Origin of the sequence: Gluconobacter cerevisiae, assembly GCF_015244675.1 — a bacterium.
GTDB classification, from domain to species: Bacteria; Pseudomonadota; Alphaproteobacteria; order Acetobacterales; family Acetobacteraceae; genus Gluconobacter; species Gluconobacter cerevisiae.
The window spans coordinates 1-18,077 of record NZ_JABCQO010000014.1 but is presented as its reverse complement, the minus strand read 5'-3'; the positions used below and the strand labels follow the sequence as shown (position 1 = coordinate 18,077).

Annotated in this window: 15 protein-coding genes; 12 read left to right on the top strand and 3 right to left on the bottom strand. The window is 58.8% G+C overall.

Annotated features, from left to right (window positions below; all coding sequences use genetic code 11):
* Positions 1-11 precede the first annotated feature (11 nt).
* Complete coding sequence (locus tag HKD21_RS12840; protein ID WP_194256025.1) at positions 12-938, bottom strand: glycosyltransferase family 2 protein; 927 nt, start codon at positions 936-938, stop codon at positions 12-14.
* A 302-nt stretch (positions 939-1,240) separates the two neighbouring features.
* Here HKD21_RS12840 and HKD21_RS12835 point away from each other — a divergent pair, with 302 nt between their 5' ends.
* The 12 genes from HKD21_RS12835 (at position 1,241) to HKD21_RS12780 (ending at position 15,155) form a co-directional block, all read left to right on the top strand.
* Positions 1,241-2,401 carry an MlaE family ABC transporter permease gene (locus HKD21_RS12835; RefSeq protein ID WP_194256024.1) on the top strand — a complete coding sequence of 387 codons (1,161 nt, stop codon included), beginning with the start codon at positions 1,241-1,243 and terminating at the stop codon, positions 2,399-2,401.
* Between the two features lie 5 nt (positions 2,402-2,406).
* The gene (locus HKD21_RS12830) at positions 2,407-3,174 is read left to right on the top strand and encodes an ABC transporter ATP-binding protein (RefSeq protein ID WP_194256023.1); all 768 of its coding nucleotides are present in this window, start codon (positions 2,407-2,409) and stop codon (positions 3,172-3,174) included.
* Positions 3,174-4,133 carry an MlaD family protein gene (locus HKD21_RS12825; protein WP_194256022.1) on the top strand — a complete coding sequence of 320 codons (960 nt, stop codon included), beginning with the start codon at positions 3,174-3,176 and terminating at the stop codon, positions 4,131-4,133. Before HKD21_RS12830 ends, HKD21_RS12825 begins: the two co-directional genes overlap by 1 nt.
* Positions 4,130-4,768 carry a PqiC family protein gene (locus tag HKD21_RS12820; RefSeq protein ID WP_322782934.1) on the top strand — a complete coding sequence of 213 codons (639 nt, stop codon included), beginning with the start codon at positions 4,130-4,132 and terminating at the stop codon, positions 4,766-4,768. The genes HKD21_RS12825 and HKD21_RS12820 overlap by 4 nt, the downstream gene beginning before the upstream one ends.
* 83 nt (positions 4,769-4,851) lie before the next feature.
* Positions 4,852-6,333: an ABC transporter substrate-binding protein gene (locus tag HKD21_RS12815; RefSeq protein WP_228121476.1), complete on the top strand. Its 1,482-nt coding sequence runs from the start codon at positions 4,852-4,854 to the stop codon at positions 6,331-6,333.
* Positions 6,330-7,283 (top strand): ABC transporter permease, encoded by a 954-nt coding sequence (locus HKD21_RS12810; protein WP_228121475.1) that lies wholly within the window; start codon positions 6,330-6,332, stop codon positions 7,281-7,283. The genes HKD21_RS12815 and HKD21_RS12810 overlap by 4 nt, the downstream gene beginning before the upstream one ends.
* The gene (locus tag HKD21_RS12805) at positions 7,280-8,095 is read left to right on the top strand and encodes an ABC transporter permease (protein WP_194256021.1); all 816 of its coding nucleotides are present in this window, start codon (positions 7,280-7,282) and stop codon (positions 8,093-8,095) included. The genes HKD21_RS12810 and HKD21_RS12805 overlap by 4 nt, the downstream gene beginning before the upstream one ends.
* The gene (locus tag HKD21_RS12800) at positions 8,092-8,910 is read left to right on the top strand and encodes an ATP-binding cassette domain-containing protein (protein WP_194256020.1); all 819 of its coding nucleotides are present in this window, start codon (positions 8,092-8,094) and stop codon (positions 8,908-8,910) included. The genes HKD21_RS12805 and HKD21_RS12800 overlap by 4 nt, the downstream gene beginning before the upstream one ends.
* A complete protein-coding gene (locus HKD21_RS12795) occupies positions 8,907-9,638 on the top strand; it encodes an ATP-binding cassette domain-containing protein (protein ID WP_194256019.1) in 732 nt (243 codons plus the stop codon). Before HKD21_RS12800 ends, HKD21_RS12795 begins: the two co-directional genes overlap by 4 nt.
* Before the next feature lie 13 nt (positions 9,639-9,651).
* Entirely contained in the window at positions 9,652-10,680 is a 1,029-nt protein-coding gene (locus HKD21_RS12790; protein ID WP_194256018.1) for a P1 family peptidase, read from the top strand.
* A gap of 90 nt (positions 10,681-10,770) precedes the next feature.
* Positions 10,771-14,379, top strand: a complete 3,609-nt coding sequence (putA, locus tag HKD21_RS12785) for a bifunctional proline dehydrogenase/L-glutamate gamma-semialdehyde dehydrogenase PutA (protein WP_194256017.1) — start codon at positions 10,771-10,773, stop codon at positions 14,377-14,379.
* 83 nt (positions 14,380-14,462) lie between these two features.
* On the top strand, positions 14,463-15,155 hold the full coding sequence (locus HKD21_RS12780; RefSeq protein WP_194256016.1) for a GntR family transcriptional regulator: 693 nt from the start codon (positions 14,463-14,465) through the stop codon (positions 15,153-15,155).
* A 3-nt stretch (positions 15,156-15,158) separates the two neighbouring features.
* Here HKD21_RS12780 and HKD21_RS12775 read toward each other — a convergent pair whose 3' ends face one another.
* Positions 15,159-17,309 (bottom strand): FUSC family protein, encoded by a 2,151-nt coding sequence (locus HKD21_RS12775; RefSeq protein ID WP_228121474.1) that lies wholly within the window; start codon positions 17,307-17,309, stop codon positions 15,159-15,161.
* A gap of 35 nt (positions 17,310-17,344) precedes the next feature.
* Positions 17,345-17,827 (bottom strand): MarR family winged helix-turn-helix transcriptional regulator, encoded by a 483-nt coding sequence (locus HKD21_RS12770; protein WP_194256014.1) that lies wholly within the window; start codon positions 17,825-17,827, stop codon positions 17,345-17,347.
* Positions 17,828-18,077: the final 250 nt, after the last annotated feature.

Genomic DNA, 18,077 nt, shown 5'->3' with positions numbered 1-18,077 from the left:
GGTATGCCTGCCTAGTATTTCCGGCGCAGAACATAGATCGGCCGCTGCTTCGTCTCCATGTAGATGCGGCCGATATATTCCCCAAGCATTCCGATACTGATGATCTGAACACTGCTGAAAAAGATGATTGCCACGAACAGTGACGCATATCCTGGCACGGAATTGCCCCAGAATATCGTACGGAACACGATGAAAATTGCGTAAAGAATGGCGAGAAAAGCACCGATTGTGCCCAGATAAGTCCACAGCCGAATGGGAACCGAAGAAAAGCTGGTGAAACCTTCAAGGGCAAAATTCCATAACGAATAACCCGAGAATTTCGTTATTCCTGCAGCTCTGGGCGCACGGACGTAATCGATGGTGACCGTCCGGAAACCAACCCAGGCAAACAGGCCCTTCATAAAGCGCTGACGTTCGGGAAGCCTGCCTAAAGCGTCGACCACACACCGGTCCATCAGACGGAAATCCCCCACATTTTCGGGAATCCGGATATGGGCGAGTCGATTATGCAAAGCGTAAAACCACGATGCAGTTTTGCGTTTGAGTATACTATCGCTGGACCGGTCAATTCGCTTACCTAAAACGACTTCTGCCCCCTCCCGCCAGGCCTGCACCATTTGAGGGATAACTTCGGGCGGGTCCTGAAGGTCGGCATCAATGATGACAACGGCACCCCCCGTCGCCGCATCAAGCCCGGCTGTCAACGCAGCTTCTTTCCCAAAATTTCGCGACAATTCAAGAACCCGGAACCGCCGGTCAGTTTCCGAAAATCTGACCAGTTCCCGCAAGGTGCCGTCACTGCTTCCATCATCTACACAAACAATTTCCCAATCCGTCTCAGGAATACCGTCGATAACAGGAAGGATACTCTTCACAAAGTGACCGATAGCGGCCTCTTCATTGTAAAAAGGAACAATCAGGGAAAGCTTGCTGGCCATACAGGTTTTAACATTCCAAATCGTGAACGTCTGATTCTATCAGAAATGTCCTGACAGCATGCAGGTTTCACTTCATTCAAAACATAGAAATAATCCAAAAAAATACACTTAACGGTTGCGACTTAACGGGAGTATTGATCTTTCCCCTGCAATCGATAAGGTGCTGCTCCAAGATAGCCATATGCCTTATCTTGCCGTTTCGCCCGTCAGCAACCATCGATTTTTTTTCAAATGTTACCTCCAACCAGCCTTTCCGTTCTTTTATAGAATCAGGAAATGTCAGGACCGGAAATGCAGAGTCCATGACAGACAAGACCAATACAGGACCGAGTTCCAATGCACCCGAAAACGCCCCGCAATGGCGTCTTGAAGGTGAACAGAACGCCACTGTGATGGTGCTGAGTGGAATATGGCAAGCCAGAACCGGCACAATTCCGGTCTTTCCAAAAGACGGGCTGCCCAAAACTCCAGAAGGGCATCTGTCTTTCGAAACTTCCGGCATTCAGGCGTGGGACACAGGGCTGATCGCTTTCCTGTGGGATCTCAAACGCGTCGCTCATGACGCCGGCATCAGTCTCGATATGCAGACACTGCCCGGCCCGATGCGCCAGCTTCTGGAGCTTCTGCCGGAAGCCCCCGACGATCCGGTCCACCACAAGTCACCCCGCCCCCCTCTTCTCGAAGCCGTCGGGCGCCGTTCCATCGCCTCAATGACGGAAGTGGGCGTGGTGTCCGAGCTTGCGGCACTGACAGCAAAAGGGGCCGTTCAGACCATTCTCGGTCGAAGCCGGATGCGCCTGAGCGATCTTCTGGCCAACACCAGCGATGCCGGCCCCTATGCCCTGCTGATTGTAGGAATCGTCAATTTTCTGATTGGCGCAATTCTGGCCTTTGTCGGAGCCGTTGAGCTCCAGAAATTCGCGGCCGGAGTTTATGTAGCCAGTCTGGTCGGAATTGCGATGGTGCGTGAAATGGCCGCCGTCATGACCGCCATCATCATGGCCGGGCGCACGGGCGGTGCCTATGCCGCGCGCATTTCCACCATGCAGGGTAACGAAGAAATCGACGCGCTGAATGTCTTTGGCATTCAACCCTCGACCTACCTCATTCTGCCCGCTGTCCTGTCCCTCATCATCACGATGCCGTTCCTCTACCTGTACGGATGTCTCATCGGGATGCTGGGTGGCTTCGTCGTCTCCATTTCCATGCTCGACATCACGGCAGCAGGCTACTTCCATCAGACGGTCACATCCTTTGGAATCGGCCAGTTCATTTTCGGTTTCGTCAAAAGCATCGTTTTCGGTGCCTTCATCGGCCTGACAAGTTGTCGGATCGGCCTCAAGGCCGGACGTTCGGCTGCAGATGTCGGTATTGCCGCCACACGCGCCGTCGTTGTGGGAATTGTGGGCGTCATCGCCATTGATGCAATCTTCGCCGTCATCGCCGATGTTCTGGGGATCTGACCGACATGCCTGACCAGACCGTCCTGTCCCTGCGCGACGTTACACTCTCCTTCGGTCCGAAGATCATTCAGAAGAACATCTCTCTTGATGTCCGCAAAGGCAGCATCTTCGCCGTTATGGGCGGCTCAGGCTGTGGCAAAAGCACGCTCCTCAAAAGCATGATCGGCCTCCTGCGTCCTTCTGTCGGCGAATATCATGTCGGCGACGAGAACTACTGGGCTGGCAGCGACGCTCATCGCACGGATCTGAACCATCGCTTCGGTGTGCTGTTCCAGAGCGGCGCGTTATGGAGTTCCATGACCATCGGCGAGAACATCGCGCTGCCTCTGCAGATGTTCACGAACCTTAAGCCCCCCGTCATCCGTCGCCTTGTGGAACTCAAACTGGGTTTCGTCGGCATGTTGCAGGCGATTGATCTTTATCCGTCAGAAATCAGTGGCGGCATGCGCAAGCGTGCCGGTCTGGCGCGCGCTCTGGCCCTCGATCCGGACATCCTGTTTTTCGACGAACCTTCCGCCGGTCTCGATCCGATCACATCAGCCCGCCTCGACGACCTGATCCTGAATCTGCGGGACGGCCTTGGTGCTACGATCGTCATCGTCAGCCATGAGCTGTCGAGCCTGTTCCATATCGCCGATGACGGCATCTTTCTGGATGCCAAAACCAAAATTCCCATCGCCCACGGCTCCCCCAGAGATCTGCGCGACAACTGTACGGACCCACAGGTGCATGCCTTCATGCACCGCGAACGCGACGAAGAAGGAAATAAGTGATGAACAGGCAGGCTCTTGTCGGTGCTTTCGTCCTTGGAGGGACAGGCCTGCTCGTTGCAGCATTTGTCCTATTCGGCAATTTCCATCCTTTCGCCCGAACGACGAAAGCTGTTCTGGTGTTTCACGGCGCGTCGTCGGGTCTGGCTGTGGGGTCTCCCGTTACATTCCGTGGCGTTCAGGTGGGCGCAGTGGACCGCGTGGTCATTGAATACAACCCGGCCACAAAAGACGCCTACATCCCGGTCTACGTCACGATGCGACCAGACGACATCATCCTGACCAACAGCACCCGCCATCTTCCCAACCTGCAAGAGCTTATCAAGCAGGGGTTGCGTGGCGAGATGAATCTCAAGAGCTTCGTGACGGGCACATCCGAAATCGATCTGGATTTCTCCCCCTCAACACCTGCGGTTTTTCATCCCGACATCGCCCGCATCACGGAAATCCCGACCAAACAGTCCACCATAGCTGCCATGACACAGAGCCTTCAGGACCTGCCCCTGAAACAGATCGGCGATAACGCCGACGCCACTCTAGCCTCTGTCCGTCAACTTTCAGACAAACTCGACAAGGATCTGCCAGCCCTGATCCAGAGCATCCGCGAAACCTCGGATCACAGCCGCGACATGGTCGATGCGACCCGCAAGGCGATAACGGAGTTCGAACCTGCCATAACGCGCACGCTTCTTAGCGTGGACCGTCTGGCCAATGAAGGAACGACGCAACTCGATGCGCGCGGACGTGAACTGCGAACGGTTCTCCAAAGCAGCAATGAGGCGGTTCAGCAGGCCACGAAAAGCCTCGCCAATCTGGAAAATATGACCTCTCCGCGCTCGGCAGACCGGACCAATCTCGAAGCCAGCCTTCGTGATATCGCCGCGGCGGCCTCGGCCCTGCGTGGGTTCGCCACAGACGTCGAACATAACCCGCAGCTCCTTCTCACAGGACGCCGGCAGTGAGCCGCACCACCCGTCTTTCCCCGATTTCTCCGGAGACCACCCCCGTGACACGGCTCATGATACGATCTGCGGCTCCTTCCGCCCTTCTGACGCTGGCCCTGCTGTCGGGCTGTGCTGCGCCGCCGGTGCAGTTCTATACGCTTGGCGCACCGGCCATTGCCCAGACCAGCAACACGGCCCTTCCTGCCACAGCCCCGGTCCTGAACGTCGCGCGTGTTGCCCTGCCGGATTATCTGGACAATCAGGACATCATGACCCGCCATGGAGATCAGCTTGACCGCAGCCCTAACGGACGCTGGGGAAGCCGCCTGTCGCAGGGCGTGACGGATCTTCTGGCCGCCCGTCTGGGTCAGGACTGGCCCCATTATATCGTGACCACACAGCCACTGGCCGAAACCCCAGCGCTCCGGCTTGCTGTCAATATCAACCGACTGGATCTCGACAGCAACGGTCAGGGCGCTTTGCAGGCCGACTGGGCTCTGGTCCCCTCGGATACCCATCGCCCTATCCTGCGCAGCCGGGGCTCTTTCACGGCACAGGGCTCCATGGCGACGGATGCAGGAAAAGTCGCCCTGACGCGAGACCTCGTGGAACAGCTTGCCTCCCGGATCGAGAGCACGATCCCACATCCCTGAAAGCCCCCTCTTTCACTCAGACCGCGAACGCCCTATTTTCCGTGTCCCTGCGCCCTGAGGCTGCAAGTTCGCGGAGCGCCTGATTGAAAACCCTGCTGACCATTCTGCCATTTCTGGTGATGAGCCTTACTGGGTTTACCCGGGCGGCTGATACACCGGATACCCTCTCGATCGGTCTGGCCATCGAGCCACCCGGTCTTGACCCCACACGCGGCTCGAGTGAAGCCATCGGAATGGTGACCTACAACAACATCTATGAAGGGTTGGTACGTCTGGACGAACAGGGCGTCATCAAACCGCTTCTCGCACAGGACTGGAACATTTCGCCAGACGGCCTGATCTACGATTTCGCACTCCATGAAAATGTGCATTTTCACGACGGAACGCCCCTGACCTGCGAGACTGTGAAATTTTCCCTTCTTCGCGCAGGAGCGTCAAGCAGCACCAATCCGGACAGGAACACTTTCAGCCAGATTGCCGATATTTCCTGCCCTGACAGCCTGCACGTTCACATCCGTCTTCAGCGCCCCTATGGCAGTTTCCTGTACCAGTTGGCATGGAACGACGCCGCCATCCTTTCGCCAGCCTCCGTAGCGCAGAACATCAGTCACCCTGTCGGCACGGGGCCTTTCGTTTTTGGCGAATGGCAACGCGGCGATCACCTGACGCTGACCCGCAATCCGGAATACTGGGGCGCCAGACCTGCCCTGCGCTCCGTAACCTTTCGCTTCATGCCCGACCCACTTTCGGCCAGCAACGCGCTTCTGGCCGGAGAGCTGGATGCGTATCCGTCTTTCCCGTCGCGAGAAATCCTGAGCCGTTTTGCCAACAATCCGCAGCTTGAGGTCGTCCGGGGAAGCTTTCCCTTCAAGGCCATTCTCGCCCTCAACAATACCCGCCGCCCGTTCAACGATCTACGCGTCAGACAGGCCATTGCACAGGCCATTGACCGGAAGGCGCTGATTCAGGCTGTAGCGGAGGGCGACGCAAAGCTCCTGCAATCACACATGGCGCCGGATGATCCCGATTACGTCGCCCTGCCCGACCGTTATCCCTACGACCCCGACCATGCCCGCGCGCTTCTGAAAGAGGCAGGGATTGCGCCCGGCTTGCATCTGACGCTGGCATTTCCACCCATCGGCTACGCCCGCGACAGCAGCGAACTCATCGCCGCCTATCTGGAACAGATCGGACTGAACGTCACGCTCCAGCCTGTGGAATGGCCCGCATGGCTCAGCCAGATTTACGGACAGGGCGCCTTCGACATGACCGTCATCGCCCATACGGAGCCACATGACATCGCGATCTATGACCGCACCCCAGTCTATTTCCACTACCACAGTCCTGTCTTTCATGACCTTCTGGGGCGCTACGAAGCCACGGCCGATCCTGCTTTGCGCCATGCGCTTTCCGCGCAGATGCAGACACAACTTTCACAGGACGAACCAAACGTCTTTCTGTTCTCGATCCCCCGAGAAACCGTCCTGAATCGCCATCTTAAAGGCCTGTGGACCAATCAGCCCATCGCAGGCTGCCCACTGGGCAGCGTGTTCTGGCAGCCATGATGAGAAGGAACGTCCTGTTTCTGCTCTTTCAGCGGCTCCTGCTGCTAATCGTTGCAAGTCTTGTCATTTTCGCAACCATGAACCTGCTGCCCGGCGACCCCGCCTCCGTCATGCTCGGACTTGACGCAAGTCCCGAAAGCCTTGCCGCCCTGCATCATCAGCTCGGGCTGGATACCGCCCTGCCCGCACGATATGCGCACTGGATCAGCGATTTGATGCGCGGAAATCTGGGCCGCAGCTACGTTTACGATGTCCCCGTGAGCAGCCTGATTGGCGAACGCCTGCAAAGCACTCTGCCCCTGATCCTGCTGGCCATGGTACTCTCCCTTGGCGCAGGCATTCCTCTCGGCATGATCGCTGCCGCAAAGCAGGGAAAAATGCCCGATATGGGTCTTATGGCGATGCTTCAGCTTTTGAAGTCCATTCCCGATTTCTGGCTGGCGATGATGATGACGTTCCTGTTCTCCCTGACCCTGCACTGGCTGCCAGCCAGCGGGTTTCCGGGTTGGAGTCATGGATTTTTCACCGGCCTGAGAGCGCTCATTCTTCCGGCTGTCGCACTCGCCGTCCCGCAAGCCGCCATCACCGCACGTTTCATGCGCTCCTCCCTGATCGAAACCCTGTCGCAGGATTTCGTTCGCACGGCTCGCGCGCAGGGCTACAGCCGTTCTGGCGTCCTGTGGCGCATTGCGCTGCCCAACGCCCTGATTCCGGTTCTGACACTGGCCGGAATTCAGCTTCCGGTTCTCATAACAGGGAGCATCATCGTCGAAAGCGTGTTCAGCCTGCCCGGCTGCGGAAAACTTCTGCTGGAAGCCGTTAACCAGCGTGACCTGCCCGTCGTGCAAAACCTCGTCATGCTGATCGTCACAGCCGTCATGACTCTCGGTTTTCTGCTGGCAGCGCTGGTGCGTTTTCTGGACCCGCGCCTTGGGGAAGAACGTCCATGAACATGCGCGCCAACCCGACACTCTGGACAGGAAGCGCGTTGCTCGGCATCGTTCTGCTCCCGGCATTCGTCACAGCCCTGATCACCGGCGCCCATGCACCGGCCATCAACGTCATGCACCGCTACGCCCCCCTCTCCCTGTCACACCCGCTTGGAACAGATCCCTTCGGCCGCGATCTTCTGACCTTCGTGCTTTCCGGAGCCTTCAACAGCGTCCTGATCGCGGCAATGGCCGTCTGCTTCTCTACGGTTATAGGAACCGTGCTGGGACTGATCGCGGCGGGAAGACCACCCAGACTCATTATGGGTCTGACCGATCTGGGACTGGCGTTTCCGCCCGTTCTGATCGCCGCTCTTCTGGTCACGGCGCTCGGAGCTTCGGCCACGGGCGAAATCCTCGCCGTCGCCCTGTTCGGCCTTCCCGCCCAGATCCGCATCACCCGACAGGCAGCGCGCTCTGTTCTGATCCAGGATTATATCGCGGCTTCCCGTCTTGCGGGACGCAGCCCCGTTTTCATCATGCGACGACATGTTCTTCCCAACATCCTGCCACTTCTGACGGTCCAGGCGACATCTTCGCTCGCACTCGCTATTCTTTCAGACGCAGGACTATCTTATCTGGGGCTGGGCGCGCCTCCACCGCGTCCAGATCTGGGCCGGGCGCTGGCCGCCTACCAGATCCATATTTTCGATCATCCCTTTCTGGTCGTCGTACCGGGCCTGACGATCATGTTGCTTGTGCTGGGGTTCAACATGGCTGGTGATGGATTGCGCGATGCTCTGGATGCCCCGCTAGAAGAACGCGCACCATGAACCCGCTTCTTCAGGTCAGGAATCTGAGCGTTCACAGCCCGCTCCAACCCATCCTTCACGCCCTCTCTTTTACGCTTGAGCCAGGAAAGATCCTTGCCATCATCGGCGAGTCAGGTTCCGGGAAATCCACACTGGCTCTGAGCCTCATGGGGTTATTGCCATCTGGATTCCAGCCTCAAGGGGAAGTTCGTCTGAACGATAAAAATCTTCTGACGCTCACCGAGCCTCAATGGTGCCAGATCCGTGGGAAAACGTTCGGCATGGTCTTTCAGGAACCCATGTCGGCGCTCAACCCCACACGAAGAATTGGCGCACAGATTGAAGATACACTCCGGCTTCATACAGCGCTCACCCGCCATGAAATCCGTACACAGACCCATACTCTCATGGAACAGGTCGGCCTCCTGCAGTCCGGTGTGAGCGAACACTCCTATCCGCATCAGCTTTCAGGAGGGCAGAGACAACGCGCGCTTCTCGCCATGGCGCTGGCCTGCAGGCCCGATCTTCTGATTGCGGATGAATTCACCACAGCCCTCGATGCCCGTACCCGGGCAGACGTGATGGCACTCGTGCATCAACACACCGCAATGCATCGCATGGCCGTCCTGATGATTTCCCACGATCTCGGGCTGGTGCGCCATCATGCTGACAACGTTCTCGTCCTGAAAGATGGGATCTGCGTGGAACAGGGCCCGACTGCCTCCATATTCGACGCACCAGCTCATCCCTATACGCAGGCCCTGCTCGCCATGTCTCTGCATAGCGCAGCCCATACTCCCCTGACCCGCCTGCCCGTTTATACGGTACCGGCATGACCCCGATCCTTCAGGCCCGGAACGTCACGTTCGCTCACTCCGGACGACAAATTCTGCATACTGTCAGCCTCGACGTCCTGCCGAGCCAAACGCTCGGCGTCATCGGCGCTTCCGGCAGCGGAAAATCAACGCTCTGCCGTCTCCTCAGCGGCCTCATACCTCCCGATGAAGGGAAGATCCTGTATCAGGGACAGGATCTCGCGACAGCTTCCCGCGCCATACGGAAAAAGATCCGTCCCGCTATCCAGATGATCTTTCAGGACCCTTATGGTGCCCTCGACCCGCGCCAGACGGTCCGTGAAATCGTGGGGGAGGCTCTTAACCCCGCACCCGACCGGGAAGCGCGCATTCTGGCAGCCCTTGCCGAAGTCGGACTCTCCGCCGAAAGCGCAGCCCGCTATCCCAAAGCCTTCTCGGGCGGCCAGAGACAGCGCATTGCCATTGCCCGCACCCTGATCACACGTCCTTCCGTCATCATCGCCGATGAAGCCGTCTCGGCACTGGACGTCTCGACACAGGCTATCGTTCTGAATCTTCTGCTGGATCTGCAACAAAAACACGGACTGGCCTATGTTTTCGTCAGCCACGATCTGGCGGTCATCCGGCACATGTCGCACCATATTGCCGTTCTGGAACAGGGACGGATCGTGGAATCCGGATTAGCCTCCATCGTCCTGAATGCCCCGACCCGGCCCGAGACGCGGGCATTGCTTGAAAATTCCTTCTGACCGACGAGGCCGCATGACCAGCCTGAACCTGCTCACCGACATCCCCGGAATCCGCGTGGGCCATAGTGAAGATCTGAGCCTGCGCACGGGGGTCACGGTCATCCTGTTCGACAGGCCGGTCACTGCCTCTGGCAGCTTTCCTGGCGGCGCTCCAGCCCTGCGGGAAACTGCGTTGCTGGAACCCGAAAATCTGATCGAGCATATCCATGCGGTCGTTCTGTCAGGCGGGTCCACTTACGGTCTGGATGCCACAACGGGAGTTCAGGCGTGGCTGCGGGAACAGTTCGGAAGCGCGCCCCTTCCACCGGGCACGATCCGCGTCCCCATTGTCGTGCAGGCCAGTCTCTATGACCTGCCTGCTGGCGGACAGCCTTCATGGGGTCGTTACTCCCCCTATGCCGAGATGGGATATCAGGCTGCCGAAAACGCCCGTGATGGCCGTTTCGAACTGGGTACGGCGGGCGCAGGAACAGGCGCCACGACGTCCACCCTCCGCGGCGGGCTGGGTTCGGCCAGCACCATAATCCCCGCAGGACACCGCGTCGCTGCACTGGTCGCCGTCAATGCCGTCGGAACGGCCACGATTGGCGATGGCCCCCATTTCTGGAGCGCGCCTTTCGAACAGGGACACGAATTCGGCGGCCTAGGCATGCCCACGCATCTCACGTCCGAAGACCTGCGCCTGCGCTCCAAATGGGCCTCCGTCACCGGCACCACGATCGGCCTTATCGCGACGGACGCAACCCTCACCAAAACACAGGCCAAACGCCTTGCCATTCTCGCACAGGATGGCGTGGCGAGAGGCGTTTTCCCGGCCCATCTGCCTTTGGACGGAGACGCCATGATCGGGATCTCAACACGGGCAAAGCCAGCGCCCGGTCCGCAGGAATGGACGGAAATCCTGCATGCTGCCACGCAGGTCACGGCGCGCGCCATCGCGCGTGGCGTGTACGAAGCAGGCACTCTCCCCGGCGCCACATCCCTGCCCACATGGCACGAGCGGTTCGGAGAAAAAGAAAGACAGGTTTCAGATACGATATAAAAATGATCCGGATCCCCGTTTCATATATTTTCTTCATGATCGTATATGATTATAGGACTCAGACCGAGTATTCTGCCTAAGGCTGAGTTCATGTCTTCTGTTGTGCCGTTCTATCCCGTCCGCTCTCCCCTCCGTCAGGCCATTGCAGCAGGCATGCGCAGACCCGAAGCGGACTGTATTCTTCCCCTGATCGAGCAGGCCACGCTGACCGAGACGGAACAGCAGAACACGTTCGACGTCGCCCGCCACCTGACCCGTACTTTACGCACCCAGCGCCGTCCGGGCGGGGTTGAAGCCCTCGTGCAGGAATTTTCCCTGTCGTCAGACGAAGGCGTGTCCCTGATGTGTCTGGCGGAAGCGCTCCTGCGCATCCCCGATGCCGCCACACGCGATGCCCTGATCCGTGACAGGATCGGAACGGGAGACTGGCTGTCTCACATGGGCGGCAAAAAGACCATTTTCGTGAACGCGGCGTCATGGGGGCTGATGCTGACTGGCAAGCTGACCAACGACACCGAGGAGGGCCTTGCCGCCACGCTGTTCCGCCTCGTCGGACGGGGCGGTCAGCCTCTGGTCCGCCGTGCGCTCGACATCGTCATGCGGATGATGGGCGAACAGTTCGTCATCGGCGAAACCATCGAGGACGCGCGCAAGGTCAGCACAGAACCTGAAGAGCGCGGCTTCAAATACTCTTACGACATGCTCGGCGAAGCCGCGATGACGGAAGCCGACGCCCTGCGCTACCGTCACGATTACGAACGCGCCATCGACGTCATCGGCAAGACCGCACGCGGCGCAAATGTTTATGAAAAAGCTGGCATCTCCATCAAGCTCTCCGCCCTTCATCCGCGCTATGCCTTCGCCCAGCGTGAACGGGTCCTTGAAGAACTGGGCCAGACCCTCAAAGATCTCGTCATTCAGGCCCGCCGCTATGACATCGGCATCAATATCGACGCCGAAGAAAGCGAACGTCTGGACCTCTCGCTCGACCTGATCGAAAACCTGTGCCACTGCCCGGAATTGGACGGCTGGAACGGCATTGGGATCGTGGTGCAGGCCTATGGACGGCGTGCCCCAAAGGTTCTGGATTATTTGATCGACCTCGCGCGCCGCAGCGGACATCGCCTCATGATCCGGTTGGTGAAGGGGGCGTACTGGGATAGCGAAATCAAGAAGGCACAGGTTGAAGGCCAGACGGATTTCCCGGTCTATACGCGCAAATGCTACACCGATGTCAGCTATATCGCCTGCGCCAAAAAACTTCTTGCCGCCCGCGACGTCGTCTTCCCGCAGTTTGCCACCCACAACGCCCGTACGCTGGCCACGATCTATACGCTGGCGGGTCTGAACTTTCAGATCGGCGATTATGAGTTTCAGTGCCTGCATGGCATGGGTGAGACGCTCTATAATGAAGTCGTCGGACCGCAGAAGCTCAACCGCCCGTGCCGCGTTTATGCCCCGGTCGGCTTGCATGAAACGCTGCTGGCCTATCTGGTGCGCCGTCTGCTGGAAAACGGCGCAAATTCCTCGTTCGTCAACCAGATCGGCGATGAAAACCTGCCGATCGAAAGCCTGATCGAAGACCCGGTCGCACTGGCCAAAGCCGTCCAGCCACCGGGTGCCTCCCATCCGGCCATTGCTCTGCCCAAAGACCTGTTCGAGCCTGAGCGCACCAATTCGCGTGGGCTGGACCTAACCGACGAACACACTATCGATGCTCTGGCCGAAGCCGTCTGTACGTCTGCCGAGCAGGCTTTACAGGATACATCCTGTTCGGGCGAAGCACAGGATATCCGAAACCCCGCCCGCCATTCCGACCGGATCGGCACGGTCCGTTTCGGAAACGACGCCGATGTTCGCAAGGCCATCGACTTTGCAGAAAGCGAGATCTCGGCATGGGCTGCTCTTTCCGCCGACGAACGAAGCGTAAAGCTCGACCGTGCGGCTGATCTTCTGGAACAGCACCAGAAAGACCTGATGGCCCTTCTGGTTCGTGAAGCTGGCAAATCCTACGCCAATGCGCTTTCCGAAGTCCGCGAGGCCGTGGATTTTCTGCGTTATTATGCCGCACAGGCTCTGGACATCGCACGGACTGGCAACAGTGCGCCGCTCGGTGTCGTCGCTTGTATCAGCCCGTGGAACTTCCCGCTTGCCATCTTCCTCGGACAGGTCGCGGCAGCCCTCGCGGCTGGCAACACGGTTGTCGCCAAACCGGCCGAGGAAACCCCCTTCATCGCCCTGCGGGCCGTTGCCCTTCTGCGGGAAGCGGGAGTTCCGGAAAACGCACTCCGCCTCGTTCCCGGCGCGGGCGAGACTGGTGCGGCCCTCGTGTCCGACGCCCGGATTTCCGGCGTGATGTTCACCGGCTCCACCGCCGTTGCGGATCTGATCGCCAAAACCCTGGCCGGCCGTACAGGAGTGGACGGGCAGCCCGTTCCGTTCATCGCCGAAACGGGCGGACAGAACGCCATGATCGTGGACAGCTCCGCCCTAACCGAACAGGTCGTGGCGGATGTGCTGGTCTCGGCGTTCGACAGCGCTGGCCAGCGCTGCTCCGCCCTGCGCGTTCTGTGCGTGCAGGAGGACTGTGCCGATCGCGTCCTGACAATGCTGCGCGGTGCGGTCGAAGAACTGCGGGTAGGTAACCCGGCGGAACTGCACACCGATATCGGCCCCGTCATCTGCGCCGAAGCCCGCTCGGGCATTCAGACCTATATTGATGAAGCCCGCACGCAGGGCCGCGCCGTCTGGTCCCTTCCGCTGCCGGAAGGTGCAGAAAATGGCACCTTCATCGCCCCGACGGTCATCGAAATCGACAGTCTGGCAGACCTGAAGGGGGAGGTTTTCGGGCCGGTGCTCCACGTCCTGCGCTTTGAGTCCAGCGGCTTCGAAGCCCTGCTCAACGCCATCAACCAGTCCGGCTATGGTCTGACATTCGGTCTCCACACCCGGATCGAAAGCCGTATGGCGCATGTCACGTCCCGCATCGAGGCCGGAAATCTGTATGTCAATCGCAACATGGTCGGCGCTGTTGTCGGTAGTCAGCCTTTTGGCGGCGAAAAGCTTTCGGGAACAGGGCCGAAAGCCGGTGGTCCGCTAATCCTGCGCTGCCTGATGAACACCACCCCGCCCCATACCGGTTGGGAAAAACAGGAGCTTCCTGAACCTGCCCGGCTGTTCCTGTCCTGGCTGATGCAGAGCAGTTTTCCGCTTTATCAGAAAATCGTGGAAGGCATGCAGCATGGCCTGTGCGGCACCACGCGCGAACTTCCCGGCCCGGTTGGCGAGACCAATCTCTACCAGCTTCTGCCGCGCGGCGCCGTCCTGTGCGTTGCCAGTGACCGGGAAACCATGCTTCGCGCCGTAGGGCTCGCCCTGAGCGGCGGAAATACAGCCTTCGTTCAAGGGCCGAACGTGGCCTCGGACTGGGTCTCCGACCTGCCGCATGTCCTCGCTTTGCATATCCGTCGCACACAGGGCGGGCGCGTTGCAGGATGCCGGACGATCCTTGCATCTTTCGAAGAACGGCAAATGGCCGAACAGGCCCGCACGGCCCTATCGCGCTCGGGCATGGTCGTACAGCTTTATATGCTGGATGCAAAAAGCCCGATCCGGCCCGAATGGGTGCTTCAGGAAAAGGTCGTCAGCACAAACACGACGGCTGCAGGTGGCAATGCCAGCCTGATGACCATCGGATAATGTCACCCCGATAATATCCCCCGGCATGATCGTTTGTTGCGATCATGCTATGAGGACCGCCCCACTGACGGATAACCGACCTCATGAGCGATACCGCACCGATTTTCACGCCTGTTGATACGAAAAGCGGCTCGGCCTCGCTCGAAATCGCGGACGCCCTGCGTCGCGCCATCACGGACGGCATACTGACGGACACCCAGCCTCTGCGTCAGTCCGAACTGGCCCGCAATTTTGGCGTCTCCACCATTCCGGTCCGTGAGGCGCTCAAGCAGCTTGAAGCAGAGGGGCTGATCGCCTTTCTGCCCCATCGCGGCGCCGTGGTGACGGGGATGAACGAAGCCGACATTCTGGAATATTCAGACATCCGCGCTTCGCTGGAAAGCATGGCGGCAGGATTGGCCATGACGACCCTTACCCGCGTGGATCTGGCCCATATCGAGGACGCCTATGAGGCATTCGTCAACGGAACAGGCGGCAGCCACGGCATGGCCCAGTCCGGTCGGCTGAACTGGGAGTTTCATGGCGCCATTTATGCTGCTGCCCGTCGCCCGCGACTATACGGCATGATCCACGACCTTCACTCGCGCCTCGACCGCTATATCCGCGCCCATCTGGAACTGCCGGGACGAAAAACCGCAACGGACGCCGAACATTTCCAGATCCTTCAGGCCTGCCGCAAGCGCGACGGCGACGAACTTGGACGACTGACAAAGCAGCATATTCTGGAAGCTGCCCGCCTGTCTCTGGATGTCCTTCGCGACCGAACGGCCTTCTGATCGTCACCCTGCCGGATGAGCCGTTACCAGCTTCACAGTCCCGCGTTCGTCAAACCAGCAATTCAGCGGACCATCCGCATGGAAAAACCCCGGAATGCTGTCGATGATATGCGCGATCTGCTCCAGACAGGCCACAAGACGGACGCAAAACATATCCTCCATGCCAGCTCCAGTCTCGGAGCCAATTAGTCGGGCAGCCTCTCTCAGAGATGCAGCCGTACCAGCCGGGTTTCGACGCAGCATTCTGAAAGACGCAAGAGCCGTGTTCAGGGCTTCCGTCTGGGCAGTCGTCAACCCCGCCTTCTCCGCAGCCCGCCTCAAGCGGATCAGCAGACGCCCGAGGGATAAAGCGGCAAACGCCCCATCGAAATAACCCTGCCGGTCAATCGGGGACGTGACCAGAGACAGGCGCATCAGCAGACTCGAGACCTTCTGGATCTGCGCCCCTTCCCATACCATCCAGGACGGGACTTCCGCATTCGGCTGACTTGAAAGGCTTTGCAAACTGCGCCCCAGAGACAGCACAAGCCGGGACGCATACAGCCTCTGATCAGCAGGCATGATCACCCGAAACACCAGAACAAGCAGCACGCAGCCCATCAGAATAGCCAGCCACGTATTGATGAGCGTGATGTCATCCACAACCATGGTGTTCGTCACCATCAACTGCATGGACAGAAAGACCGTATAGCCAAACGCGCCAATCCCGTAGCGCGGATGAAACTGGAGCCACACACCCGGCAACATGCATGCACAGATCGACAACCAGAGCATCGGATAACCATCCACGCGAGGCAGCGCCACGATATGGCACAGCCAGCAGGCCGGGATTGAAAGCGCCGTCCCGATCGCCATCGGCAGACTGGCCCGGGCAGCCGATGGCACGGTCGAGAGCAGGCTCGACGCCGCTACCACATACATGATCATCATTGGCCCGGTCGGAAAATAGGTGATGTACCAGATCATGCAGGCCAGAAAGGCAATGAGCATTCCGCGCAATCCATTATAAATCGCGGACATCCATTCCACATGCAGCCTGACCCGCACCCGGACATGCGCGCCACGCGGGCTCGACAGATCCAGCACGATTTCCCGAAGCTGAAACAGGATATCGCGGGTATTGTCGACCGATGCCTGTGCTTCTGGCGATATCGCAGAACGCTCCAGACTCTCCAAGCGCTCCAGAGCGTCTTCCAGACATGCGAGCACGCTCTGCGGTTGCTCGATCCACCCTGCGCTTTCCGTCAAAGCAAGGATCCGGGTCAGTGTATCGCGGATTTCACGATGCACGTCTGCCGAAAGCGGGTTCGCGATCCCAAGGTTACGCCAATATGGATGATAGGACGCGACAAGCCCCGTCATGCGACTGACCGCCAGCCTGTAGCCCCTCACCCCTGCATGAATATCCGGATTATCGGTCGCCGCGTATTCAATGGCCGGCCCCAGACGCGCAAGCTGCCCCAGAAGGCGCTGCCTGCCGTCATACAGGGTCTGCGGCAGCGTCCGGAATGCCCCATCGGCAACGGCTGGTTCCGCATTCTGAACGTCCTGTATAACGGCAGGACGAACCAGTCCTTCATGAAAAACCAGAGCATGGCGAAGGGTCTCGCGGAACGCCCCCGACAATGCGTCCATCGTCCCCTGACGCCGTCGGGGCGACGTCACCATGAAGACAGCCGCCGTCACCACAATTCCGAGCGCCACGTCCGACACCCGCATCATCGCGGACAGGAAAATATTCTCGGGATGGGCGAAAGCTGGCACGGCCACGATAACGATCGTATATCCGGCCAGAACCGCCGCATACGCCCTGAAATACCGCAAACATGTCGCCGTCATGCAGGCCAGCCCGACAAAGACCGAAAGCGCCATGAAATACAGAACCGCAGACTGCACGAACATCGCCATGACAGCGGTGCTCAGTGCTGCCCCGATCACCGTTCCGGTCATGCGCCACACACTTTTGGACACCAGCGCGCCCACGGTCGGGTTGGCCACAATCAGAACGGTCGTGACCGTACTCATTGGCGATTCAAGCTGGATCATGAACGCCAGAAAGAGCGCAATCCCGATGGACAGGAAAACACGCGCCGTGAAAGCTGCCGTCGCAAGAAAATTCCGCCAGCGGAGGCTGCTGCGGTCAAAAGAAAACATCTGACGGAAAAAGTTTTTCATATGGGATCGCAGTTTCAGCAGGACGATACATCGGACAGGGAAAATCTGCTCTCCATCATGCCAAGCTGATCCCGCAGCATGTCCGCCGCATCATCGGGCAGCCCTTTGGTCAGTCGGGCCTCAAGTTCGGCCGCAATCTGCTGGAACCTGCCACACCGTGCCATCCCTGCTTTCGTCAGCGTCAGCAGGTTGGAGCGCCGGTCATGGGGATCGGGCTCCCGCGAAATCAGCCCCTCCCGTCCCAACTGATCCAGAACCCTTACGAGCGCAGAGCTGTCCACCCCCATGACTGACGCCAGATCGCTCTGCTTCAGCCCGTTTCCCATCACCATCAGATAGGCCATGGGCCGCATGGTCGCGAGTGTCATGCCTTCTGGCCGCAGAAGACGGTCAAGCTGCGCGCGCCAGAGGCTCGACAGACGCATGACGTGAAAGGTCAGCTCCATGTCATGAAAACTGCTCTCCCGAAGAAGGGACGCACCATACTGGACAGCCATTTCCAATGACACCTCAACTGTTGACATATCAATAGATTATATGACAACATAAAAATTGAAAACAGATCCTGTTGACATTTTCGTCAGGAGGTTCAGTTTTTGATCCATATCATCCGCCGACTGTCCTTCGCATAATGAAGGAGTCGTTGTGTCTGATTGAGGAGCGTTGTGGGCGAGTTGTCTTACAGTGTGGCGTTTGGCAGTCTGGTGGTTGACGCTGGAGCTGGTTTCTGATGCTGGCTGAAGTTAA